The sequence below is a fragment of the Tenacibaculum sp. nBUS_03 genome, from assembly GCF_051201695.1.
Taxonomy (GTDB): Bacteria; Bacteroidota; Bacteroidia; order Flavobacteriales; family Flavobacteriaceae; genus Polaribacter.
In genome coordinates this window covers 3,754,294-3,780,228 of the sequence record NZ_CP179214.1, presented here as the reverse complement: position 1 = coordinate 3,780,228, position 25,935 = coordinate 3,754,294, and the positions used below count along the sequence as shown (strand labels likewise).

Below are 25,935 nucleotides of genomic sequence, written 5' to 3'. Positions count from 1 at the left end.
ACAATTAAATGAAAAGACTAACTATACTATCTATTGCTTCTATTCTTATTTTATCATGTAAAACTGAACAAAAAAAAACATTAAAATCCCCCACTACACTAACTACTGAAGAAAAAATAGATTCAACTAATATTAAACATCTTTTTAATACAGCTTTAACCAAAGGAAAATCTTATGAATGGTTACGTGATTTAACATCAAATATTGGCGGAAGACTATCTGGTTCTCCAGAAGCAGCTAAAGCAGTTGTTTGGGGTGAAAAGTTAATGAATAAAGTTGGACTTGATTCAGTTTGGCTTCAACCTGTAATGGTACCTCATTGGGTTCGTGGAGAAAAAGAAGAAGCTAATTATACAATAAATGGCAGCAAAGTTAACGTACCAATTTGTGCTTTAGGATTTTCTATAGCTACTCCCTCAAACGGAATAACAGCAGAAGTAATTGAAGTTAAAAGCTTGGAAGAAGCAAAAAAATTAGGACACAAAGCTAAAGATAAAATTATTTTTTTTAATGGTGCCTTTGATAATACTCTTATACAAACTTTCAAAGCATATGGAGGTTGTGTGGGTCAACGCTTTGCTGGTGCTTCTATTGTAGGGCCTTTGGGTGCTAAAGGAATGATTGTTAGATCTATGACAAATGGTATTAATGATTTTCCTCACACCGGATCCATGGGATATGGTGACATCGCTAAAGAACATCAAATACCTGCGGCAGCCATTAGTTCAAGAGGTGCTGAAAACCTTAGTAAACATATAAAAGAAAACCCTAATTTAAGATTTTACTTTAAACAAAATTGTAAAACATTGGCTGATGCTCCTTCATTTAACGTAGTTGGAGAGATTAAAGGTAGCAAAAACCCCGATAAAATTATGGTTGTTGGGGGTCATTTAGACTCTTGGGATTTAGGAGATGGGGCTCATGATGATGGTACAGGAATTGTACAATCACTAGAAGTAGCTTATTTATTCAAAAAAAATGGAATCAAACCTAAAAACACCATTCGAGTTGTCTTTTTTATGAATGAAGAGAATGGCATGAAGGGAGCAAAAGAATACGCTCGTTTGGCCAAAAAGAACGGTGAAGTACATATCGGTGCTTTAGAATCAGATGCGGGAGGACATACTCCTAGAGGTTTTTCTATTGATGCTAACCAAAAAAATGTTCATTTACTAAAAAGTTGGAAAAAATTATTAGCCCCATACGGCTTACATGATATTGATAAAGGAGGTAGTGGAGCTGACATAGGCCCGTTAAAAGACGATCATGTTACGTTAGTTGGCTATCGTCCAGATTCGCAACGTTATTTTGACTATCACCACACAGTTACTGATACATTTGACAAAGTAAATAAAAGAGAATTAGAGTTAGGAAGTGCATCAATGGCTAGTATAATTTATTTAATGGATAAATACCTATACACTAACGACACATTAAAACCTTAATTATGAAATATTTAATATTTTCTTTAAAAATTATTTTAGGTCTTTTTTTAATCTATGGTGGTTTTAACCATTTTTACAATGCTGATTTTTACAATGGATTCATTCCTAACCTCTTCCCCAAACTAGCCATTAACTACATCGTAGGGCTTATTGAAATACTACTAGGGATTGGACTTTTTATAAAGGGATATAAAAAAAAATCGGCGTATGGTATTTTCTTACTAATGATTGTATTTATGCCTATACATATTTGGGACTCTTTAAAAGAGGAGCCAGCCATTGGTTCTAAAACTGCTTCCTATATAAGAATTGCTGTCCAAATTTTATTAATAGTCTGGGCTTATGTTATTTTTAAAACTGAGAAATACAAATAAAACAAAAACAAAATAATATGTTTTTAATTTAGCTATATGAGTTTATCATATAGCTTTTTTTATTTCCAAAACTTACTAATTATGTAAAAAAACTCTTTAGTACTTTATTCAATATGTAAATAAATCAACTGCCTTTTAAGCTCCCTCCTCCTTAACAAACAACATCACAAACGTTAATTTATCTAAAAAAAAATATTTTTTTTGCAAAAAAAATTAACAATCAATAAACATCAACCAAAAAACTAACAATAAACAACTTACACACCTCTATTTTAAACAATTTAAACCTTAAACCCTATTCTATTTAATTTTTATTAAAAAAATAATTAGGGTGTTACTGTATTTGCTTGTTAAACATACACGGCTATAAATTTTCACTTTCAAACTTCACCCATCACTATCCAGTGCATGGGGTAATTAAACTTATTTTATAATCAAAAAAAAACACATTCATGAAAAAAAATGAAAAACAGTTATTTTTAAAAGAAAGAGTATTTTTACTTCTTTTTATTACCTTATTTACCAACCATACTATTTCTTCTCAAGAGAAATATAGAATTAGTTTATCCGGGGGAGCTAATAGTAATGATATTACTTATAGTGCAAGTAACAGAGTAAACACGGAGTATACTGATAATTCTGGTAATTATTTTAAAGCTGGCTTTAATTTTAAAGCTTACAAAAGCATTAGTATACAAACAGGACTAACTTACATAGACAAGAATTATCAATATCAAAGAACAGGAAGTAGAGAAGGTATTTCAACAATACATAGAGCAAAATATTTTAACATTCCAGTAATGGTAGGAATACAACCATTACAAAACTCACTAAAAAGTACTAAGTTCAATTTTGAAGTTTTTGCGGGGCCTTATGTAGGCTGGTGGAATTCTTTAGAGAGAGAAAGTACTGTTGAAGTATTTGGTGAACTAGACTTTGGTGGTTTCCCGCGAAAAACAGTAGTAGAATCTTACAACTTTGACAAAAATGAGAATCAATTCAACAGAGTAGATTACGGTTTACAAGCAGAAACGAGAGTTGGATATAACTTATATAAAGACATGAATTTATTCATAGAATACTCTTTCATGTATGGATTATCAGATAATCAAAAAAACGAATTAAGAAAAACGTCTAACTATTATTACACTACCTCTAACTACGGTATTGGAGTATCTTATAACTTTTAATATTAATTATTATGAAAAAAATTAAATACATTATACAAATATTTGTAGTGTTAGTATCACTATCAACATTTCAATCTTGTAGAGAAGATTCATTAGAAATTGCAGAATTAGACAGAACAGATGTGAATAGCTACTCTGATCTTTTTAATACATTTTGGGACACTATGAATAATGACTACAATTATTTTAATGAACAAGAAGAAAATTGGGACAATGTATATAAAACGTATAGCCCTAAATTTAAGTCAATGGCTACATTCAACAAATCAAATGTTGATCCTGTCATTGCTGAAAAAGAAGCTAACTTAGCTTTTAAATATTTTGCTGAAATTATTTCTAAAAAAATATTAGACCAACATTTTGGATTAAGAGTAGAGATACCAATCCCAAGTATTAAAACACTTAACCGTGCTACAACTCTTTCTGAAGTGTTCTATGGCACAATGAGTTATAAGTATACAGATGAAGACGGTTTTTTAAATTTAGGACACACACCTAAGAACCCAACTACAAGCCAACGTGGGGTAAGAATGGTTATGGGATCTAAAAAACTAGACCCTGCTTCAATCTATATTGGTGGACCTATTTTCGCTGGTTTCTTACAAAGTGACCCTGAAACTATGTACATTCAACTTTCTCAATTTAGTGCGTATACTTCATTAATAACTGACGAAGCTTTACCTTTTTTAAAAGACATAAATGGTTTGCAAGGTATAAACCAAACATACTTTAACAACTTAAAAAAGTTAGATAATACTGCTGGTTCGGAATTTGAAACGCTAATGAAAGATAATTTAAAAGAATTCAAAACACTAGTAACTGATATTATGGCTTCTAATGAATACAAAGACTATTTATTAGCTATAGAAAACTTAAAAAAAACTGAGTTAGTAGATGACTTTGAAGCTAGTTTAGTTCCTTTAGCAAACTTTACTAGCAACGCGAAGGGTAACTTTAAATCTAAAAATAGTAGTGTTTTACCATTACTAAGAGCTTACTATAACGCTCCAAACACAACAAAAGAACAAAAAGATGCCGTTAATGAACTATACGGAATTTACCAAAAGAAGATAAAATCTTACCAAACTATATCTAGTTTCGTTTTCAATACTACTTTATGGGGAATTTTTCCAATTACCAATGATTTAGATGATGTATTAAATTCTATAGACAGAAACTATTCATTTGACTTATACAGAAAAGTATACAACCCTATTACAAACGGTAAAGCAAAAAAAATAATCTTAGATTTAAGAGGTAATGGTGGCGGCGCTGTAATTGATGCTCGCATCTTTACTGAAAGATTTATAACTAAACAGAAAGTTTGGGGATACCAGAGAACAAAAGAAGGTAATGGAAGATTTAATTATAGTCCTTGGGTACCTGTTGAAACTAAACCTCACAAATTTGCTATAAAACAAAATGTTCCAATGGCTGTATTAATTGATGAGAACTCTGTTAGTATGTCTGAAATAAGTACTATGATGATTAAATCTCAAGGAAACCATGTAACTATTGTTGGCGATAATAGTGCAGGTGGTACTGCTGGTTTAGGTGGTCAAGATGATTTTAACGGTGGTAATAGACAAAGCAATGGATACCTTCAGTTTTACATGCCTTTAATGGCTTTTCAAGATAGTAATGGACAAATTGTTGAGGCTATTGGTGTAACTCCAGACGTAAAAGTAATTCCTACTCAAGCTCAGGTTGACGAATTAACTATTACCTCTATTGATCCAGCTTTCAATGCTGCTTTAGATGCTATTAAATAAAAAACATAATTTTATTATATTTTTAAAAAGGAAAACTAATTATTTTTCCTTTTTAAAAATATAATAAAATTTAAATACTTTTGAAATAGTATCTATTAATTAATCAAATTTTAATGAAAAAAACAATCCTTCAACTACTCATTACTACTCTTATAATTTCTTGTAATCGAAAAGAGAAAGCTGATTTAATTATAACAAATTCTATCACCTACACAGTAAACAAAGACTTTGATAAAGTTGAAAGTTTTGCGATAAAAGACGGAAAGTTTGTTGCAGTTGGAACGAATACAGAAATTCAAGAAAAATACTCATCAACTAATATAATAAATGCTAAAAACAAACCTATTTACCCAGGTTTTATAGATGCTCATTGCCATTTTTATGGATTAGGTTTACAACAACAAAAAGTAAATTTAGTAGGCACCAAGAGCTATGATGAAGTTTTACAAAAGTTAATCGACTTTCAAAAAGAAAAAAATACGTTATTTATTACAGGTAGAGGCTGGGACCAAAACGATTGGGAAGTTAAAGAATTCCCAACAAAAGATAAACTAGACAAACTATTCCCTTCTATTCCTGTTGCTATTAGACGAATTGATGGGCATGCCATGTTAGTAAATCAAGTTGCCATTGATTTAGCAGGAATAAATGTCAATTCTAAAATAGAGGGAGGAGAATTTATTAAAAAGGATGGTAAACTTACCGGTGTGCTTATTGATAACGCTATGAATTTCATCAAAGTACCTCAGCCTGACAAAGCGACTCAAATACAAGCTCTGAAAGACGCTGAAAAGATTTGTTTTAAGCTCGGACTAACGACGGTAGACGACGCTGGATTGGACAAACAAGTAATTGAACTTATTGATAGCTTGCAGAAAAGTGGAGATTTAAAAATGCGTATTTATGCGATGATATCTAACAATAAAGAAAATTTAGACTACTTCCTTAATAAAGGGATTGTAAAAACTAACAGACTTAATGTACGCTCAGTAAAGGTATATGCCGATGGGGCTTTAGGCTCACGTGGAGCCGCTTTAAAAGACCAATATTCTGATAAAAAAGGACATTTTGGGGCTTTAGTGAACTCTTATGAGAATTTACAAAAACTAGCTTTAAGAATTGCTAATTCTAAATACCAAATGAACACTCATGCCATTGGTGATTCTGCTAATTATGTTATGCTTAAAACTTATAACAATGTTTTAAAAAATAAAGCAGATAGGCGTTGGAGAATTGAACATGCCCAGATAGTAGACTTAAAAGATTTTCATCATTTTAAAAATATTTTACCCTCTATTCAACCAACACATGCTACTTCTGACATGTACTGGGCCGAAGATAGAGTTGGTTCAAACAGAATAAAAGGTGCTTATGCATACAATGATTTATTAAAGCAGTATGGTAAGGTGGCATTAGGTACAGATTTCCCTATTGAAAACGTAAGTCCATTATACACCTATTATGCGGCTACCATTAGAAAAGATTTAAAAGGGTACCCTCAAAACGGATATCAAATTAACAACGCTTTAACTAGAGAGGATGCTTTAAGAGGAATGACTATATGGAATGCTTATGCTAATTTTGAAGAATCTGAAAAAGGTAGTATTGAAATCGGAAAAGTAGCTGATTTTGTAATTTTAGAAAACGATATTATTACCATTGAGGGTAACAAAATTCCAAAAACCAAAGTAAAAGCCACGTATATCAATGGAGAAAGAGTAGCAAATACTGATTAATTTTCGTTACAGTTTTTAATGATTATTCAAAGTATAACACTTGTAAACAAACATTTACAAAACGAACCTATGTTTCAATAATCAACTTAAAAAAACATTGTACTATTAAAAGGCCCAGAAGCTGCTTTATATAGAAGTAGAAGAGCTAATGGAGTCATACTAATAACTACAAGCGCCTGTCTTGCTTACTCTTAGTAGGTAAATTTAAAAAACACTTTTATTTATTAATAAATTACAAACAGGTTTAAATACTTACAAGACTAAGCTTTTTTCATTATATTTGGCTTAAAACATTCAGTATGAGAAAATTTCTACTTTTAACCATTTTTATATTTACTAATATTATTTTTACAGTAGGCCAAAGAAGCAAAAATCTTACTGGGTACGTTAAAGACTCCTTGAATTCACCTATTGTAAATGCTATGGTATTTATAGACGGAAAAAAAACTAATGGAAAAACAGACACTAAAGGTTTTTTCAGAGTTAAATACAAAAAAAGGCCAAGAATAATATCATTTTTGTCTCCTACACATGGAGTTGACAAAATGATCTACAGGGGAGAAAAAACAATTTACTTTACGTACGGAAAAGGTTCTTTAAAAACTAAAACTACTGGCCCTAAAACTAAAATAGTAAAAACAAGAACCCGCAGAGGTAACAATAGAGAGTTTTTAACTATTTATGACTATTTTAAAGGTACCGTTCCTGGTGTAACTGTATCCTCAGACAACACAGTAATTATTAGAGGAGCTGGATCTTTCAATGCCTCAAACGAACCTTTGTTTGTTCTTAATAAAGCCCCAGTTTCTAAGGCTAGTATTGAAAGTATCGCCCCTTCAAATGTAAAAAACATAGTGATTTTAAAAGGTCCTGAAGCCGCTCAGTATGGAACTAGAGGTGCTAATGGTGTTATCATCATCACAACATATTAATTTAACACTTATTAATGCTTCTTTTTTATAAAAATTTAGTCTTATTGATAAAACCATTTCAATTATGACTAAACAAACACAAAAGAGAGAGTTTTACAATCAATTATCATTAAGTAAAATGGCACTTAAAAGCAACAACTTTGAAGTGTCATTTTATCATTTAGAAAACGCTCATATTCTTGGTCAAAAGCATATTTATAGACACACAGTTTCCCACTATTGAATGTTAATTTTTAGGTTAAAAACAAAAAACTATAAAGAGGTAGTTGGTCAAATTTTCAGGATTTTTGCTTCTATTATATTTACACTATTATGGGTTCCAACTGGTAATACAGGAGTCACCCCTCCCTTTAAAGCCAACTCCAATTAGAAAAAAACTCAAAAAATTTTTCTTACTTTAATTGCATCTTTTTAAAGTATTTCTGGTCTACTATATGAACTTAAAACATACATACCATGAAATATATAAACCAATGTACTTGCAATTGTGAAGGATGCAAAACTGGAAGCTGTTTAAATTGTACTTGTGAGAACTGTACTTGTAACAATTGTGGCTGTTAATCAATTAATTTGTTAACTTAATAACAGAAATTATTCTTATCTTTAAGAATAGTTTCTGTTTTCTTAATAAACATAAAAATGACAACAAAACAAGTTTGGACTAAATATGCAGGTGACCTTAGAAACTTTATTCTAAGTAAGGTTAAAAACACGGAAATTACTGAAGATATTTTACAAGACACTTTTATAAAAATACACACCAAACTTCATACATTAAAGGATATCACAAAATTAAAACCTTGGATTTTTAGTATCGCCAGAAATTCAACTATGGATCATTTTAAAAGCGACAATCAGAGTTTTGAATTTACAAACTCAGATACAGAAACTTATATTGAAGAAAACACTCATACTGAAGAAGACTGTTTGCGCGGTATCTTACAAAATTTACCAAAAAAGTATAGAGACCCTTTATTTTTATCTGACATAAAAGGGCTAAAACAACAAGAAGTAGCAACCTACTTAAATCAAAGTTTACCTACAACAAAATCTCAAATACAACGTGCAAGAAAATTAATTGCTCAGGGTTTTATGGACTGCTGTGGATACGTTTTAAACGAAGAAGGAAAATTAGTAGGTGAAGTTCAAGATAAAGATGATTGCAAAGTTTGTGGTTAAATAATATTTAATTTACAATAAAGTCAAATTAATTTCATTTTTTTGCAAAAAAATCCCCACTAATGAAACCATCATCTTTCCTAACTTTTTTGCTTTTACTTTTCATTGCAACAATCTCTTGTAAAGACCAAGAATTAAATAATCAAAATTCAAAAAAAATAGTAATAATAGCACATAGGGGTGCTCAATCAATATTACCTGAACACACTATTGAAGCTTATAAAAAAGCTATTGAATTAGGCGCTGATTATATTGAACCCGATTTAGTACTTACAAAAGATGGGCATTTAATAGTCAGACACGAACCTATGCTTTCTGGAACTACTAATGTTTCAGAAATAACTGAATTTGAAAATTTAAAAACCACAAAAAGCATAGACGGAAAAATGGTAACCGATTGGTTTGCTATTGATTTTACCTTAGCTCAAATTAAAAAACTAAAAGCTAAACAAGCTTATAACGGAAGGCCTACTAACTTTAATTATAAATTCAATATCCCTACATTTAAAGAAGTTATTGAATTAACTCAAAATAGTACTCAAAATAAACAAAAAGCAATAGGCATTTATCCAGAAATTAAACACCCTTATTTTCATAACTCCATATTTGGTTCCCACCATATGGAAAATAAACTAATTAAAACACTAAAAGAAAACAATTTAGACAATAAAGATTATCCTTTATATATACAATGTTTTGAAGTTGAACCATTACAATATTTAAACACCAAACTATCTGTAAAACTAGTACAGTTAATATCTACCTATTCTATAAATAAAGATGGCTCGTTAAATTTTAAGGTTCCATCGGGTGATTTTATATCTTATGTTGCTCCTTACGATTTTCATGTAAAAGGAGATCAAAGAACTTATGAATTCTTTTCAACTGAAGAAGGCATGAAATTCACAGCAACCTATGCAGATGGCATTGGACCGATGGAAGCCTTTTATTATTTCTTATAAAACAGATGAAAAAGGAGTACACACTATACTACCACCGACTAACTTTGTTAAACTTGCCCATAAAAATAACTTACAGGTACATCCATATACTTTTAGAAATGAAAACAAACAATGGAGCAATGGCAATCCAGAATCTGAGTATCATGCTTTCTTCAATACAGGTATTGATGGTCTATTTACAGATTACACTGATGAAGCTGTAAATGCTTTAAAAACATGGAAAAAAGGTAACTAATCATAACACAATATCTTTTTTAGCATCACTCTCCAGTTTTCTATCTAGGATAATTTTTAATTATCAAAAGTCAAATAAAACTTTTGTAAATTTGTGTAAATTCAACACTAAATGAAAATACCACAAAATATTAAAGTTGCCGTAGATGCTGTTGTATTTGGTTACGAACAAAAAGAACTTTCTGTTTTATTAATAAAAAGAGGCGTTTCACCATTTAAAGGCTCATGGGCACTTCCAGGTGGATTAGTTTTAGAAAATGAATCTTTAGAAGAAGCTGTACAAAGAGAACTAGCGGAAGAAACTGGAGTTACCATTGATTACTTAGAACAACTATATACATTTGGAAAACCTGGACGTGATCCACGCAATAGAGTAGTATCAGTAACTTATTTCGGATTAATAAGTCCTAATAATTTTAAAATTTTTGCTGATACAGATGCGGATGAAGCAAGATGGTTCTCTATCAAGAAGCTCCCAGTTCTTGCTTTTGACCATGATGAAATTTTAAAAATAGCTTTAAAAAGATTACAAAATAAAATCAATTACCAACCTATAGGTTTTGAGCTTCTAAATACAGAATTTCCTTTTTCTGACCTAGAACACCTTTATCAAACTATTTTAAACAGAAAAATTGATCGTCGTAACTTTAGAAAAAAAATACTCAGTTTTGGTATTTTAACTGAAACTGAAAAAATTCACCAACCGTCGAGTGGACGCCCTGCTAAACTTTTCAAATTTAACAGCAAAAAGTACAAAGAACTAGAAGAAAGAGGATTCCATTTCGAAATTAAGTTTGCGTAAAAAAAACACAAAATATTTTTCTAAAGCAAAAATCTTTTTTACTTTTGCGTAAAAATAACGCAATATGATTTTAAATTTAGACAAAGAATTCACTCCTTTAAACAATTCAAATAGTATAGAATATGAGTTTTTCACTTTTTCAGGTGGAGAACCACATATTAAAATCACAAGTGATTTAAAAACAACGGAAGAAGTAACTATAACAATTCGAGTTAAATCATTTAATGATATAGGAAAATTATTAGTAGCAACCAATGCATTAAGAAATAGTGGTGTTAAAAAGCTACAACTTGTACTCCCCTATTTTCCTGCTGCACGCCAAGATAGATTAATGGTTTCTGGAGAAGCATTATCTGTAAAAGTATATGCAGAAATTATTAACAGTCAAAACTACCAATCTGTTACTGTTTTAGATCCACATTCTGAGGTTACACCCGCCCTATTAAACAACTGTAAAGTAATCAACAATCATAAATTTATAGAACTTGTTACGAATAGACTGTCAAAAGATTTAGTATTAATCTCACCAGATGGTGGCGCTTTAAAAAAAATATATAAAGTTGCTTCTTATTTACAGAATTATGAAGTAGTAGAATGTTCAAAAAGTAGAAATGTAAAAACAGGTAAGTTATCAGGGTTCAAAGTATATACTGATGATTTAAAAGGAAAAGACTGCTTACTGGTAGATGATATTTGTGATGGTGGTGGAACTTTTTTAGGCTTAGCACAAGAATTAAAAGCTAAAAATGCGGGAAACTTGTACTTGGCTGTAAGTCATGGAATATTTAGTAAAGGATTTGAAGAACTTAAAAAACATTTTACTCAAGTTTTTACAACAGATAGTTTTAAAAATTTTGACAAAACAGATTGTACACAAATAAAACTAGCAGAAATAGTAAATAATTAAATTATGAAAGCGGTAACATTATACAGACCTATAGGTGAGAAGGAATTAATTTTGATTGCTGAAAATGATTACAAAGCCTTCCCTCCTAGACTTGAATGGCAACCAATATTCTATCCTGTTTTAAATGAAGAGTATGCTGCTGAAATAGCTTCAAAATGGAATACAACAGATGAATTTGGTAACTATTTAGGTTTTGTAACAAAATTTGAAATTACTGAAGAGGAATTCAAGAAGTATAAAGTAGAAAATGTTGGCGGAAAAATTCATAATGAGCTTTGGGTTCCTTCAAAAGATTTAGAAATTTTCAACCAAAATATTATTACTAAAATTGAAATTATAAAAGTTTTTATTGGAGAGAAATTTAAACAAACAGAAAATGATCAAGTTCAACATTACATTGATCAATTAAAAACATAAAAGTGAAACTTAAAACAAAGCTATATAAAGAACAAGTAAAAGAGTGGCCTAAAGAAGGGCACCACATAATGGCACAGTATGATAATGAAAAAGTAATTGTATACCAATCATATCGTCCTGCTATTGGGAATTTTGCTATGAACAACCAATACTTCGGTGGCCCTTTTAAATATACACGTATGACGTGGGTAAAACCTAACTTTTTATGGATGATGTACAGAAATGGTTGGGGCACTAAAGAAGGACAAGAAATTGTATTAGCTATTCACTTAAGAAGAGAAGCTTTTGAACGTTATTTAAGTAAAGCAATTTACTCTAATTATCAAGAAGATATATATGGCACACCTGAAAACTGGCAAGAAAAAGTAAAAAAATCTTCTATACGCTTACAGTGAGATCCTGATCATAATCCTTACGGAGACAAAATAGATAGAAGAGCTATACAAATTAGTATTAGAAATGATGAAATCATAAAATATGCAACTGAAGACATTATAGAAATTGAAAACATTTCTCAATTTGTGAAAGAGCAACATCAGCATGTATTAGATAAACAATTAGATAAACTAATAGTACCTGTAGAGAAGCCTTTTCTAAGTAAAGATAATGAAGTGAATAAAAGGCTAAAATTGCTATGAAAAAATCAACAAGAAAAATAAAATACATTAAAGGTGACGCTACTACCCCTATTGGAAATGATAAGAAAATAATTGTTCATGTATGTAATGATATTGGTGGATGGGGAAAAGGGTTTGTGCTGGCTATTTCTAAAAAGTGGAAAAAACCGGAAGAAGAATATCGGGAATGGTACAAGTCAGAAGAAAGTTTTGAACTAGGAGCTGTTCAATTTGTAAAAGTTGAAAATAATTTATGGATTGCTAATTTAATAGGGCAACACAAAATTAGAAAAGATAATAAAGGTATCCCTCCTATCCGATATGAAGCTATAGAGCAAGGATTAAAAAAAGTAAAAGAAAAAGCAAAAGAATTAAATGCATCTGTTCATATGCCAAGAATTGGTTGTGGACTCGCTGGTGATTCATGGGATAAAATAGAACCTATCATAAATAAAGAACTTAGTACCCATGAAATTCCAACAATTGTTTACGACTTTGATTAAAATACAAAAACAATGAATGAAAAAAATATGAAAAGAATAAGTAAATTTTTAAGTTTACTATTAAGACACCAACCTGAAAAAATTGGATTACAATTAGACTCAAACGGATGGGCTAGTGTTGAAGAATTACTTCAAAAATCAAAAAAATATGGAGTTCGTTTTTCAATAGACGAATTGGAAGCTGTAGTAGCAAATAACGATAAAAAACGATTCACTTTTAATATCGATAAAACCAAAATAAGAGCGAATCAAGGACATTCTTTACAAACAATAGATCTTGAATTAAGGCCTGTTCAGCCTCCTGAATTTTTATACCACGGAACTGTTGCTAAATTTTTGGGCGCTATTCATGACAAAGGGCTCCAAAAAATGAGCAGACAGCATGTTCATTTAAGTACAGATATAGAAACCGCTATGAAAGTTGGAAGCAGAAGAGGAAAACCTATTATTTTGACTGTTAAATCAGGAGAAATGCAGTTAAAAGGATACGAATTTTATCTATCTGAAAATAATGTTTGGTTAACTGATAGTGTTCCTTCTGAGTTTATTAAATTTAAACAATAAATTTTATGAAAAAAATTGCATTAAACCCTGACGTTTTTACCATTGAAAACTTCTTCTCTGAAGAGGAATGTAACAACTACTTAGCTCAGTATGAAAACATAAAATTTGAAGAAGCAAAAATTTCTATTAATGGTCAGCAAATAATGAATAAAAATATTCGAAATAATGATCGATATTTATTCTTAGATAAAAAGCTGGCCAATAATCTTTGGACAAAAATTCAAAAGTTTATCCCTCAAAAAATAGGATTTTATAAAGCATTAGAACTTAATGAAATGTTTAGAGTGTATAAATACTCATCAGGTCAGCGTTTTAAAATGCACATTGATGGTAGTTTTAAAAGAAACTTAAACGAAGAAAGCTTATTTTCATTTCTAATATATTTAAATGATGATTTTGAAGGAGGTGAAACAGAATTTAGAAAATTATTTACTATTTCTCCCAAAAAAGGAACTGCTCTTATATTTAAGCATCGGCTAAAGCATGAAGGAAGAGAAATAATTTCAGGTGTAAAATATGTCCTTAGAACTGATATAATGTATAAGCGAATTTAATTATGAAAACATTTGTAATAGGTGATATCCATGGAGGTTTAAAAGCCATTCCACAAATTTTAGAAAAAGCCAACGTAACTATTAAAGATACATTAATTTTTTTAGGAGATTATGTTGATGGATGGAGTGAGTCTGCACAAGTAATTGATTTTCTTATAAAATTAGAGAGCACTTATAAATGTATTTTTATTAAAGGAAATCATGATCTTTATTGCGAAAATTGGCTAAGAGATGGTTCCAGCACTCAATCTTGGTTATTCCACGGTGGGACAATGACTATAAAAAGTTACGAGAATTATAATTCAAAGCAAAAAAGAAGACATCTAGATTTTTTGGAACGCATGAAACTCTTTCATGTAGATGAACAAAATAGGTTATTTATTCATGCTGGATTTACTTCAATGCATGGACCTTATCAAGAAGTTCATCAATCTAATTACAACTGGGACAGAACCCTTTGGGAAATGGCACTTACTATGGATAAAAGAATAAAAAAAGATTCTTTATTATTTCCTAAAAGATTAAAATTATTTGAGGAAATATATATTGGACACACTCCTACTACTCATTATAATGTTATGATTCCAATGCAAGGTTGTAATGTATGGAATATTGATACTGGCGCTGCTTTCAAAGGACGTTTAAGCATTATGGATATAAACAGCAAAGAATATTGGCAAAGTGATAGAGTAAAAGATTTATATCCTAACGAACAAGGGAGAAATTAACAATGATGTATAGATCATCTATAAAACTATCTAAAGAATAAAGAAAAGAAAAATTTGTTTTCTTAGCTGATAGCATGGACTTGCATAAAAAAATTACTTGGAGACAAACTTTAATTAAAAAATTTAATGCTCAAATTAATAGTTGTATGCACAGAAATGTTTTATCAACATCATTAAATTACAAATCTGTGTAAAAAATACAGCATTCCTTTTTTTAATTCACTTGAAAATGGTGTACAATGCCTAAAAAGTATTATCAAAAAATGAATTTTATGAAATATAACAACTCAACAATAACTGAACGTTTTAATAATAATGAAAATTTAAAATTCTTATTCTTTTGGGGGCATCAACCTAATAAAGACGGAAGTATCTGTAAAAGTTGTTTTAGCCAATGGTGGGAAGCTTCATTCGAAATTGATGGAATTACCTACCCTACTGCCGAACACTTTATGATGGCCGGTAAAGCAAAAGTATTTAATGATATCGAGATTCTTGAAAAAATATTTAAATCTAAACACCCTAATGAAGCAAAGAAACTTGGAAGGAAAATTAAAAACTTTACTCCTGAAATATGGAATGAACACAAATACAATATCGTATTGAAAGCTAATTATGCTAAGTTTTCGCAAAATAATGATTTAAATACGTACCTTTTAAATACTAAGGATAGCGTTATAGTAGAAGCTAGCCCGGTAGACCCTATATGGGGGATTGGGATGGCTACAGACAACCCCAATATAAAAAATCCTAAAAATTGGAAAGGTGAAAATCTTTTAGGTTATGCTTTAATGGAAGTGAGAGATCAATTAAAGAGTTTAAATTTGTAGCATTAATTTAATTTGCGTATATTTGACGCATATTAAATTAATATACTATGAATCCATTATTATATACAGATGGTTATAAAGTAGACCATAGAAGACAATATCCAAACCAAACAACTTTAGTATATTCAAACTGGACACCAAGAAAAAGTAGAATTGAGGGAATTGATAAAGTTGTTTTTTTTGGATTGCAGTATTTTATTAAAAAATATATTATTGAAGAATTTCAAACAAATTTTTTTAATAAATCTAAAAAAGAAGTTTGTAAACAATACAGCAGAAGAATAAATAATTATTTAGGTGAAAACTCAGTAGGAATAAAGCACATAGAAGATTTACATGACTTAGGATATATTCCGATGGTTATAAAAGCGCTTCCAGAAGGTGTTGAAGTTCCCATAAGAGTTCCAATGTTTACTATGTACAATACATTACCTGATTTTTTTTGGTTAACTAATTATTTTGAAACATTACTATCTACAACAGTTTGGTTACCTTGTAATTCAGCCACTATTGCTAAGAAATATAGAAAAATATTAGATAAATACGCACAAGAAACTTCATCTATTTCAGAATTTGTAGATTGGCAAGGTCATGACTTTTCTATGAGAGGAATGGCAGGATTAGAAGCTGCTATTATAAGTTCAGCAGGACATCTTTTAAGTTTTACTGGAACAGATACAATTCCAACTATAGATTTTTTTGAAACTTATTATAATGCTGATTCTGATTTAGAGTTAATAGGAGGCTCAGTTGCTGCCACTGAACACTCAGTAATGTGTATGGGAACTAACACTGGAGAAGAAGAAACTTTTAAACGATTAATTACAGAAGTATATCCAAATGGTATTGTTTCAATTGTTTCTGACACTTGGGATCTATGGAAAGTGTTAACCGAGTATTTACCAAACTTAAAAAAAGAAGTTCTAGCAAGAAATGGGAAGGTAGTTATTAGACCAGATAGCGGTGATCCAGTAGCTATTATTTGCGGTAATAAAAATGGTAAAACCATTGAAGAGCAAAAAGGTGTTATTGAGTTACTTTGGGATACTTTTGGTGGAAACATTAATTCAAAAGGTTTTAAAGAACTAGATAACCATATCGGAGCAATTTATGGAGATAGCATAACTTTAGATAGAGCCACACAAATTTGTGAACACTTAAAACAAAAAGGGTTTGCCTCTACTAATGTGGTACTAGGTATTGGTTCTTTCACGTATCAGTATAATACACGTGATACTTTTGGCTTTGCTATGAAAGCCACTTATGGTGAAGTTGATGGTAAAGGGCGAGAAATCTTCAAAGACCCTATCACAGATGATGGAACAAAAAAATCAGCTAAAGGCTTATTAAAAATAACATTAGAAAACGGAGAATACAAATTATACGATCAAGTTAGTTGGGAAGAAGAAAAACAAGGTGAACTAAAAGAAGTATTCAGGGATGGAAAATTGTTGGTTGATCTCAGTTTAAAAACAATCAGGAAAAGAGTGAAATAAAATTTTACCAAATCTGTTTAATCAAAACAAAAGACGTTTAAAACTATTTTCACAAAGTTTTAAACGTCTTTTATCTTATAGAAATAACAAGTCAAAACAACTAATAAATTTGCCAAAAAACTTAGCGTCTTTTCTTTTTTAACCTTCTTGGTTTATTTCTTGAAGCCTTTGCATTTCCTTTAAAAACAACAGCATCATCAAAAGTGTTTCTTGTTTTTTGAGGTTTATTCTTTCGCCAAGAATCATCCGCAGGTATTAACTTCTTTAATAAATCTGTTCTACCTACTTTTGTTAGTTTATCTTTTATCCATTTTCTATTTTCTTTTTTATACCAAAAGAAAAATTTGTGTTGTTCTAACTTTTCTTGCTTTGTTTTAGGGGTACCTACCTCTTTTAATGTATATGGATGATATCCACTGTAATAAATTACTGTAGCAACTGTCATTGGTGTTGGTGTAAAATCCTGCACCTGCTCTAACTGAAATCCCATATCTTTTGTTTCAGCAGCTAAATTTGCCATATCCTCTGGTTCACATGCTGGGTGACTTGAAATAAAATAAGGAATTAACTGAAGATTTAACTTTTTCTTTATGTTAATTTTATCAAACCTATCTTTAAACTTATGGAAATAAGTAAATGAAGGCTTTCTCATTAATTTTAACACTGGATCAGAAGTATGTTCAGGTGCAACTTTCAATCGCCCAGAAACATGTTTAGTCATTACTTCTTCAGTATACGCATCTAATTCTTTAGGATCCGCGTTTTTATTAAACTCAGGCACTAACATATCATGCCTTATTCCACTACCTATAAAAGACTTCTTAATTTTTGGGTGCTTATCAACAGCTTGATACAGCTCTGTTAAGGGTTTATGCGATGTATCTAAGTTACTGCATATTACGGGTGAAATACAAGATGGAGCTACGCATTTATCACAAATAGATTGTACCTTACCTTTCATCTGGTACATGTTTGCTGACGGACCACCAATGTCTGACAAATACCCTTTGAAATCATCCATTTTAGTTAACTCATCAACTTCTTTCAAAACAGATTCTTGACTTCTACTTGCTATAAACTTTCCTTGATGCGCAGAAATTGTACAAAAACTACATCCTCCAAAACATCCTCTATGAATATTTACAGAAAATTTTATCATTTCATATGCAGGAATAGCACCTCTTTTATTGTATTTCGGATGCGGCATTCTTGTAAAAGGCAAATCAAAAGAAGCATCTATTTCTTTTTCCGTCATTGTAGGATATGGCGGATTAATCATTAACTTCTTGTCTTTTATATTTTGAAAAATTCTTCTAGCATACAACTTATTAGATTCTTGCTCAATAATCTTAAAGTTAGAAGCGTATGCTTTTTTATCTTTCAAACACTTTTCGTGTGATGAAATTTCTACATCTTGCCAGTTTTTATTTTTTGGGATTTTTTCATCTTCCCTTAATAAAATTGCTGTTTGTTTAATTGTTTTTAAACTTGAAAAAGGCACTCCCTTTTGAAGTAGCTCAACTAACTCCCTAAGTGGTTGTTCCCCCATTCCATACACTAGCATATCAGCTCCTGATCCTTCTAAAATAGAAGGCATCAATTTGTTTGACCAATAGTCATAATGAGTAACCCTTCTTAAAGAAGCTTCGATACCACCAATTAAAACAGGAACATCTGGAAACTTTTCTTTTAATATTTTTGTGTATACAGTTGTTGCATAATCTGGCCTAAAACCTTTGTCACCATTTGGAGTATATGCGTCTTTATCTCTACGTTTCTTACTTGCTGTATAATTACTAACCATAGAATCCATACAACCAGCGGTAACCGCAAAAAATAATCGCGGTCTACCTAACTTAACAAAATCTTGTAAATTATCATGTACGCTAGGTTGTGGAACAATAGCTACACGTAAACCGTAACTTTCTAATATACGCCCAATAACCGCAGGTCCAAAAGAAGGATGATCTACATATGCATCACCACTGAATAGAATTACATCTAATTCATCCCATCCGCGTAACTTTACCTCTTTATTTGTTGTAGGTAACCAATCTGAAAGTCGTCTAATTCTCATGCCAGTGCAAAGGTACAATCTTTTAGTTTAAAATTAATCTTGTGATAAAATAACAAAGTACTAATTAAATAAGTTCTTCTTTTAATATTAAATTTAGAATTAAATCACCAGTTTAAAATAATCAACAAACAAAAATCAGAGTAAAATAAATTACTCTGAAATTTTATTAATCTTTTTAAATAAGCAATTATTACTTAATAAAAGTTACTTTATTTCTGTTTTTTTAATGTAATAACTCTTGAAAACCCAACAAATTGTATGTCATTATCTTGATTAATTGTTACAGGATATTTGTATATTACAACTGCTGAATAAGGATTGTTATTTGTACTTACCCAGCTTGAACTTAGAGTTGTTTCAATAATATATTCATTATCCTCAAAACGCCATCTTGCTAGGTTTTCATCCCTTAACTCACAAACTCCATTTGACATAGTATAGCTATAATACATACCTGACCCATCCGCATTAAGTTGAAAATAACTTTTACTTAGACAATCATTATAAAGAGTTTTAATTCCATTTTCTACAATACTATAATAATACCATTTACCCACAATATTAAACTCCTCTTGACTTTCTATTTCTTCTATTTCTTCTATTTCATTGCTGGAGCACCCCATAAAGAATATTGCAAAGAATAAAAGTAAAATTGGTTTAAGTTTCATAATAGTAAGTATTTAAATTCCGTTACTAGGTCGTTATCAACAAGTTAACCTTACAAAAGAAACTGAAATTTGTTTTTAATTTTATAGAATGATAAAATACACACGTCAAACCTGAGCTCAATAAAAATTATCTATACACAGACATACTAGATAGAGAGAGTTACCTGTAAAGGTTAAATTTATACAAAATCAGATTCCAAAAAAATAAGTATACCAAAATTTAGATAAAGTAATAGACTAGAAATTATCACAGTAAATATTTCTGAAAATAGAAAGGTACACTATTTTAGTTTATTGTAGCTACTTAATGTTTTAAAAAGAAAAACCTCATTATTTTGCAACAATGAGGTTATGTATTTTTTTATAATTCTACTATTTATAAGTAGCTATACCTGATTTTAACCAATTATAATATTCGTCTACATTAGGTGTATATGCAACAGGATCAATTAAATTTTCTCCTTTGGTATCCATTAATACGTAATAAGGTTGAGAATTAGTTTTATACTTAATGGTTTGTAACTCACTCCATTTTTGTCCGATATAACGTAATTTCTTTCCCGGTCTTAATTTAGACTCAACAATTTCATCTTCATTAAGTGCTCTTTTATCATCTACATATAAAGAAATTAACACTACATCATTTTTAAGCACCGATAAAACTTTATCCTTAGCCCAAACGTTTTGCTCCATTTTTCTACAATTTACACAAGCATGCCCCGTAAAATCAATTAATACTGGCTTATTTACTTTTTTAGCATATGCCAAACCTTTGTCATAATCATTAAAAGCCAAAATATTATGAGGAGGCATTAAATGTGACCCTTCAGGTAAATCACTATTGCCAATATTAGAAGAAGAGTCATTAGATACCACATTATTAATCGTTGCTAATTTTTGATAACCAACACCGTATGGTGATTCACTATAATGCTGGGCAGGTGGAAATGCGCTTATTAAATTTAAAGGAGCTCCCCATAAACCTGGTAACATATATATTGTAAACGCTAATGATAATAATCCTAAACTTAACCTACCCACTGAAATATGTTTTAGTGGTGAATCATGTGGTAATTGAATTTTACCAAATAAATACAATGAAAGTGCTCCGAAAATAGCTATCCATATAGCTAAAAACACTTCACGCTCCAATAAATATAACTGTAAAACTAAATCTGCATTCGATAAAAATTTAAAAGCTAAGGCTAACTCTAAAAAACCTAAGACTACTTTTACAGTATTTAACCAGCCTCCTGATTTTGGTAATGAATTCATCCAACCAGGAAAAATAGCAAACAATGTAAATGGCAAGGCAATAGCTGATGAAAACCCTAACATTCCAACTATGGGTGCAATTCCCCCTTTTGATGCTGACTCCACTAATAAGGTTCCCACTATTGGCCCTGTACATGAAAAAGATACAATTGCCAATGCCAATGCCATAAAAAAGATACCAACTAAACCTCCTCTATCAGCTTGTGAATCTACTTTAGTACTCCATGAACTTGGCAAAGTCAATTCAAAAGCACCTAAAAAGGATACTGCAAAAACAACAAGCAATAAAAAGAAAATTACATTAAACCATACATTTGTTGATAATGCATTTAATGAATCAGCTCCAAAAGCCCAAGTTACTACCGAACCTAATAACACATAAATTGCTATAATTGCAATGCCATAAATAATTGCATTTCTAATTCCTTGAGATTTATTTTTACTTTGCTTAGTAAAAAAACTAACTGTCATGGGTATCATTGGAAACACACAAGGTGTTAGTAAAGCTGCAAAACCAGATAAAAAAGCTATGAAAAATATAGCTAATAATCCTTTTTCGCTTTCATTCTTTTCATCTGAATTAACTTTCTTGGGTTCAACTTTTTTGGCTTTCGTTAGGTCAAAAATTAAATCAACCTCTTTTGGAGGCAAACATCTAGTATCCATACAAACCATGAACTCTACAGATGCATCAATCGTTTTTTTATCATTTATTAATTTAACACGTTGAACAAATTTCGCTTTATTACTAAAAGATTTCACCTCTATGTTAAAAGTAGGATCCATCTTAGTATGCCCTTTTTCCTCTATAGTTTTTCCACTTAAAGTATATCCTTCTTTTTCATTAAAGAAAAAAGTAGTAGCTATTGGTCCTCCCTTAGCTACCTCTTGAGAATAAATATTCCATCCACTATCAATAACAGCTGTTGCAATTAAATTATATTCTTTTTCAGAAATTTCCTCTACGGTTGTTGACCATTTTACAGGCTCAAAAATTTGAGAATTAACTTTTTTTATGGGTGCTAGCAGTAGAAATAAAACTAGTAATTGTGATTTAATTATAAATTTTAAATTTATAAAAGATTTCATATAGTTAGGTGTTGTTTATTATAATTTTTGTGAATGAATTCTAAAAAATTCAAGAGTTGCAATATTACCAAATATGACTGTAATATATGTAACATTTGTTACATTTCGTCTTTATTAGAAAGAGCTACAAGCCTATTTCTCCTTAATTTAACAGATTAACATTTACTTACCCTACTTAACTAAAAATACTTCAATTTTAGTTTTCAGCCATTAATTTATTTCACTTTTAAATGTGGTACTTTATCAATATTCCAATCAATTACTAATCCTTCAGCTAACTTTTTTGCTATTTCTTTCCCGTATAAATATTCACATAAATATAAGGCTGCTTCGAATGATTTTGCACCTCCTGCTGAAGTTATATATTTACCATCATGAACAAATAATACTTCTTTTCTTATATCTAAATCAGGAAACATTACTCTCATTTTATCAATATCTGAAGGAAAAGTAGTTGAAACCTTTCCGTTTAAAAGACCTGCCTTTGCTAGTATAAAAGCACCATCACAATGTGATGTTATGTATTGAGCATCTATAGCCACTTTTTTGACAAAGTTTATTAAATTTTCGTTTTCTAAATCAGTATCTAAATGATGTTCAGCACTTGGCACAACTAAAATATCTATTTTAGGTAAATGATCTTCTAAATAATTAAAATCAGGTATAATTTTTATTCCTTCAAAAGAAGTTACAAACTCATCAGTATCAGCTACTGTAAAAACATTCATTGCTTTAATTCCTTGTCTAAAAACAGTATGCTGAAAAATATCAAACGGTGCTGTTAACTCTGTATTATAGGTACCGTCCATAATTAAAAAAGCAACATTATATCTATTATTTTCTAACTTAGGAAACTCTTTTTTAACAACTTCTTTTTTAACAGGATTACAACTCACCAATAATACTATCAGTAACAAATAAAAGTTATACTTCATTTTTTGTGTTTTTTGAGCTTTAAAATTACAATTTTTTATAGCAATTATTTGTATCTATTTATAATTCTCTTTAACATTTAATTAAGAATCTATAAATAGCTTTTCCTTAACTTCGAACCAATTTTTTCAAAACATACACAATGACAAAAAAAATACTCTCTGCTATTTTATTTGTATTTTTTTCTTTAGGAATAACTTTACACACTGAAGCTCAAAGAAAGAAGAAAAAAAATGATAAAAAAGCAACGACTATTCCCAAAAAAAACTCAACAAAAAAAGGTATACAACCTTACAATAAAGTAGTTACAAAAAAACACAAAACCGACAACGGTCTATTTAAAGTCCATTCTAAAGACAATTCATATTTGTTTGAAATTCCTGATTCTTTATTAAACCGTGAAATGTTAATGGTTACACGAATAGCCAAAACAGCAAATGGTATTGGTTTTGGTGGAGGAAAACAAAATACTCAAGTATTACGATGGGTTAAAAAACATAAAAAAATATTACTAAAAGTAGTATCTCATAATGTAGTTGCCGATTCTATTTTACCAATCCACGAAGCTGTGGTTAATTCTAATTTCGAACCTATTTTATATGCTTTTCCAATTAAAGCATATAGTAAAGACTCTACTTCAACAGTAGTTGATGCTACATCTTTATTTTCAAGTGATGTAAAAGCCATAGGGCTTCCTCAATTTAGAAGAAAAGCTTATAAAATTTCAAAAATGGATAAAAACCGTTCGTACATAGAGCGCATAAGTAGTTATCCAAAAAATATCGAGGTTCGTCATGTAAAAACATATGTTTCAAATAAGCCTCCGTCAAATGCAAGTGTAGGCGCTGTTTCTTTAGAATTAAGTAATTCGATGATTTTATTACCTAAAACCCCTATGAAGCGCCGTTATTTTGACGAACGTGTAGGGTGGTTTACTAGTTCTCAGACTGACTATGGGCTGGACACTCAAAAAAGTAAATCTGTAACTTATTTAGATAGATGGCGTTTAGAAGTTAAAGCCGAAGATTTACAAAAATTTAAAAGAGGTGAATTAGTAGAACCTAAAAAACAAATTGTATACTATATTGACAGAGCCACCCCAAAAAAATGGCGTAAATATATCAAACAAGGAATCGAAGACTGGCAGGTTGCTTTTGAAGCAGCAGGATTTAAAAATGCAATTATAGCAAAAGACCCTCCTTCAAAGGAAGAAGATCCTGACTGGAGCCCTGAAGATGTTCGCTATTCAGTAGTTCGTTATTTAGCTTCACCAATTCCAAATGCTAATGGTCCGCATGTTAGCGACCCTCGTTCTGGTGAAATTTTAGAATCTGACATAAATTGGTACCACAATGTAATGAGTTTATTACATAACTGGTACTTTATTCAAACTGCAGCTATTAATCCTGAGGCGAGAAGTAACAAATTTAAAGATGAAATTATGGGACGATTAATTCGTTTTGTTTCTTCTCATGAAGTTGGACATACTATGGGACTTCCTCATAACATGGGAAGTTCAGTTGCGTACCCTGTTGACTCTTTACGCTCTGCTAATTTTACAAGAAAATATGGTACAGCTCCTTCTATTATGGACTATGCTCGTTTTAACTACGTGGCACAGCCAGAAGATAAAGGCGTAGCTTTGATGCCAAATATTGGACCTTATGATAAATATGCTATTAACTGGGGGTATAGACCTATTTTAAACACTTCTGCAAAAAACGAAAAAGCTACTCTTAATAAGTGGATTATTGAAAAAGCTAATGATCCTATATACAGATTTGGACATCAACAAGCTGGTAACGTTATTGACCCTAGTTCACAAACTGAAGATTTAGGTGATGATGCAATTAAGGCAAGTGCTTATGGTATTAAAAACCTTCAACGAATTTTACCTAGATTAGAAGAATGGACTACTGAAGATGGAAAAGATTACAACGAATTGAAAACAATGTATGGCCAATTAATAGGTCAATTTAATAGATACATGGGGCATGTAAGTTCAAATATTGGAGGTGTTTATGAATACTTTAAAACTTCAGATCAAACAGGAGCAGTTTATATTCATGTTCCAAAAAGTCATCAAAAGAAAGCTTTAAAGTTTATTAATGATAAGTTGTTTAAAACACCAAACTGGATAATTAACAAGAATATAATTTCAAAAACGCAATATTCTGGTTCGGTAGAACGTATAAGTAGTTTACAAACAAGAACGTTAAATAGAATCTTAAAAGCTGGAAGACTGACTCGTTTAATAGAAAATGAAGTTTTAAATGAAAATAAAGCCTATACTATCGTAAATATGATGGGCGATCTTAGAAAAGGTATCTGGAGTGAATTATATACTAATAAATCAATAGATACTTATAGAAGAAACCTACAAAGAGCACATATTGACCGTTTAAATTTCTTATTAAATAAAGCTAAAGATCAAAGAAGTCCAAGAAGAAGTGGAGGTTACTTTAAACAAACTGCTGTTACTATTAACCTATCTGATATTAAAGCAGTAGTAAGAGGAGAATTGAAGCGCTTAAAGCGTGATGTAAAAAGAAGTATTCCCGCTGCAAAAAACACAATAACTCGTTATCATCTGCAAGATATAGCAGCTAGAATTGAGACTATTTTAAATACTAAAAAATAAAAATATTACA

23 protein-coding genes and 2 pseudogenes are annotated in these 25,935 nt (G+C 30.4%); 21 read left to right on the top strand and 4 right to left on the bottom strand.

Going from position 1 to position 25,935, the window contains the following annotated elements; genetic code table 11:
* Positions 1–8: 8 nt before the first annotated feature.
* From ACMFBB_RS17280 to ACMFBB_RS17185, 20 genes and pseudogenes are all read left to right on the top strand, one after another.
* Positions 9–1,445, top strand: coding sequence for a M20/M25/M40 family metallo-hydrolase (locus ACMFBB_RS17280; protein ID WP_435261981.1), 1,437 nt, complete (start codon positions 9–11; stop codon positions 1,443–1,445).
* Between the two features lie 2 nt (positions 1,446–1,447).
* Entirely contained in the window at positions 1,448–1,819 is a 372-nt protein-coding gene (locus ACMFBB_RS17275; RefSeq protein WP_435261980.1) for a hypothetical protein, read from the top strand.
* A 452-nt stretch (positions 1,820–2,271) separates the two neighbouring features.
* A complete protein-coding gene (locus tag ACMFBB_RS17270; RefSeq protein WP_435261979.1) occupies positions 2,272–3,009 on the top strand; it encodes a hypothetical protein in 738 nt (245 codons plus the stop codon).
* An 11-nt stretch (positions 3,010–3,020) separates the two neighbouring features.
* Positions 3,021–4,781, top strand: coding sequence for a S41 family peptidase (locus tag ACMFBB_RS17265; RefSeq protein ID WP_435261978.1), 1,761 nt, complete (start codon positions 3,021–3,023; stop codon positions 4,779–4,781).
* A 113-nt stretch (positions 4,782–4,894) separates the two neighbouring features.
* Positions 4,895–6,517, top strand: a complete 1,623-nt coding sequence (locus tag ACMFBB_RS17260; protein WP_435261977.1) for an amidohydrolase — start codon at positions 4,895–4,897, stop codon at positions 6,515–6,517.
* A 299-nt stretch (positions 6,518–6,816) separates the two neighbouring features.
* Complete coding sequence (locus ACMFBB_RS17255; protein ID WP_435261976.1) at positions 6,817–7,449, top strand: TonB-dependent receptor plug domain-containing protein; 633 nt, start codon at positions 6,817–6,819, stop codon at positions 7,447–7,449.
* Positions 7,450–7,513: 64 nt separating this feature from the next.
* Positions 7,514–7,819 (top strand): annotated as a pseudogene (locus ACMFBB_RS17250) (DUF3703 domain-containing protein).
* A 269-nt stretch (positions 7,820–8,088) separates the two neighbouring features.
* Complete coding sequence (locus ACMFBB_RS17245; protein WP_435261975.1) at positions 8,089–8,628, top strand: sigma-70 family RNA polymerase sigma factor; 540 nt, start codon at positions 8,089–8,091, stop codon at positions 8,626–8,628.
* A 62-nt stretch (positions 8,629–8,690) separates the two neighbouring features.
* The gene (locus ACMFBB_RS17240) at positions 8,691–9,590 is read left to right on the top strand and encodes a glycerophosphodiester phosphodiesterase family protein (RefSeq protein ID WP_435261974.1); all 900 of its coding nucleotides are present in this window, start codon (positions 8,691–8,693) and stop codon (positions 9,588–9,590) included.
* A complete protein-coding gene (locus ACMFBB_RS17235) occupies positions 9,550–9,825 on the top strand; it encodes a glycerophosphodiester phosphodiesterase family protein (RefSeq protein WP_435261973.1) in 276 nt (91 codons plus the stop codon). The genes ACMFBB_RS17240 and ACMFBB_RS17235 overlap by 41 nt, the downstream gene beginning before the upstream one ends.
* A 111-nt stretch (positions 9,826–9,936) precedes the next feature.
* On the top strand, positions 9,937–10,626 hold the full coding sequence (locus ACMFBB_RS17230; protein ID WP_435261972.1) for an NUDIX hydrolase: 690 nt from the start codon (positions 9,937–9,939) through the stop codon (positions 10,624–10,626).
* A gap of 64 nt (positions 10,627–10,690) precedes the next feature.
* Positions 10,691–11,533 (top strand): ribose-phosphate diphosphokinase, encoded by an 843-nt coding sequence (gene prs / locus ACMFBB_RS17225; RefSeq protein WP_435261971.1) that lies wholly within the window; start codon positions 10,691–10,693, stop codon positions 11,531–11,533.
* Between the two features lie 3 nt (positions 11,534–11,536).
* Entirely contained in the window at positions 11,537–11,950 is a 414-nt protein-coding gene (locus ACMFBB_RS17220) for an ADP-ribosylation/crystallin J1 (protein WP_435261970.1), read from the top strand.
* 68 nt (positions 11,951–12,018) lie between these two features.
* Positions 12,019–12,588 (top strand): annotated as a pseudogene (locus ACMFBB_RS17215) (DUF4291 domain-containing protein).
* Complete coding sequence (locus tag ACMFBB_RS17210; RefSeq protein ID WP_435261969.1) at positions 12,585–13,070, top strand: macro domain-containing protein; 486 nt, start codon at positions 12,585–12,587, stop codon at positions 13,068–13,070. The pseudogene ACMFBB_RS17215 and the gene ACMFBB_RS17210 overlap by 4 nt, the downstream one beginning before the upstream one ends.
* 12 nt (positions 13,071–13,082) lie before the next feature.
* Positions 13,083–13,634 carry an RNA 2'-phosphotransferase gene (locus ACMFBB_RS17205; RefSeq protein ID WP_435261968.1) on the top strand — a complete coding sequence of 184 codons (552 nt, stop codon included), beginning with the start codon at positions 13,083–13,085 and terminating at the stop codon, positions 13,632–13,634.
* A gap of 5 nt (positions 13,635–13,639) precedes the next feature.
* Positions 13,640–14,188 carry a prolyl hydroxylase family protein gene (locus ACMFBB_RS17200; RefSeq protein WP_435261967.1) on the top strand — a complete coding sequence of 183 codons (549 nt, stop codon included), beginning with the start codon at positions 13,640–13,642 and terminating at the stop codon, positions 14,186–14,188.
* A complete protein-coding gene (locus ACMFBB_RS17195) occupies positions 14,188–14,916 on the top strand; it encodes a metallophosphoesterase family protein (RefSeq protein WP_435264327.1) in 729 nt (242 codons plus the stop codon). Before ACMFBB_RS17200 ends, ACMFBB_RS17195 begins: the two co-directional genes overlap by 1 nt.
* Positions 14,917–15,188: 272 nt before the next feature.
* The gene (locus ACMFBB_RS17190; RefSeq protein WP_435261966.1) at positions 15,189–15,746 is read left to right on the top strand and encodes an NADAR family protein; all 558 of its coding nucleotides are present in this window, start codon (positions 15,189–15,191) and stop codon (positions 15,744–15,746) included.
* A gap of 47 nt (positions 15,747–15,793) precedes the next feature.
* A complete protein-coding gene (locus ACMFBB_RS17185; protein ID WP_435261965.1) occupies positions 15,794–17,242 on the top strand; it encodes a nicotinate phosphoribosyltransferase in 1,449 nt (482 codons plus the stop codon).
* A 121-nt stretch (positions 17,243–17,363) separates the two neighbouring features.
* Here the strand turns inward: ACMFBB_RS17185 and ACMFBB_RS17180 are convergent, their stop codons facing one another.
* From ACMFBB_RS17180 to ACMFBB_RS17165, 4 genes are all read right to left on the bottom strand, one after another.
* Positions 17,364–19,319: a YgiQ family radical SAM protein gene (locus ACMFBB_RS17180; protein ID WP_435261964.1), complete on the bottom strand. Its 1,956-nt coding sequence runs from the start codon at positions 19,317–19,319 to the stop codon at positions 17,364–17,366.
* A 209-nt stretch (positions 19,320–19,528) separates the two neighbouring features.
* On the bottom strand, positions 19,529–19,987 hold the full coding sequence (locus tag ACMFBB_RS17175) for a lipocalin family protein (protein WP_435261963.1): 459 nt from the start codon (positions 19,985–19,987) through the stop codon (positions 19,529–19,531).
* Between the two features lie 372 nt (positions 19,988–20,359).
* The gene (locus tag ACMFBB_RS17170; RefSeq protein WP_435261962.1) at positions 20,360–22,351 is read right to left on the bottom strand and encodes a protein-disulfide reductase DsbD family protein; all 1,992 of its coding nucleotides are present in this window, start codon (positions 22,349–22,351) and stop codon (positions 20,360–20,362) included.
* Between the two features lie 215 nt (positions 22,352–22,566).
* Positions 22,567–23,286 (bottom strand): DJ-1/PfpI family protein, encoded by a 720-nt coding sequence (locus ACMFBB_RS17165; RefSeq protein WP_435261961.1) that lies wholly within the window; start codon positions 23,284–23,286, stop codon positions 22,567–22,569.
* Between the two features lie 140 nt (positions 23,287–23,426).
* On the opposite strand from ACMFBB_RS17165, the gene ACMFBB_RS17160 reads away from it, so the two are divergent.
* Complete coding sequence (locus ACMFBB_RS17160; RefSeq protein ID WP_435261960.1) at positions 23,427–25,925, top strand: zinc-dependent metalloprotease; 2,499 nt, start codon at positions 23,427–23,429, stop codon at positions 25,923–25,925.
* Positions 25,926–25,935: the final 10 nt, after the last annotated feature.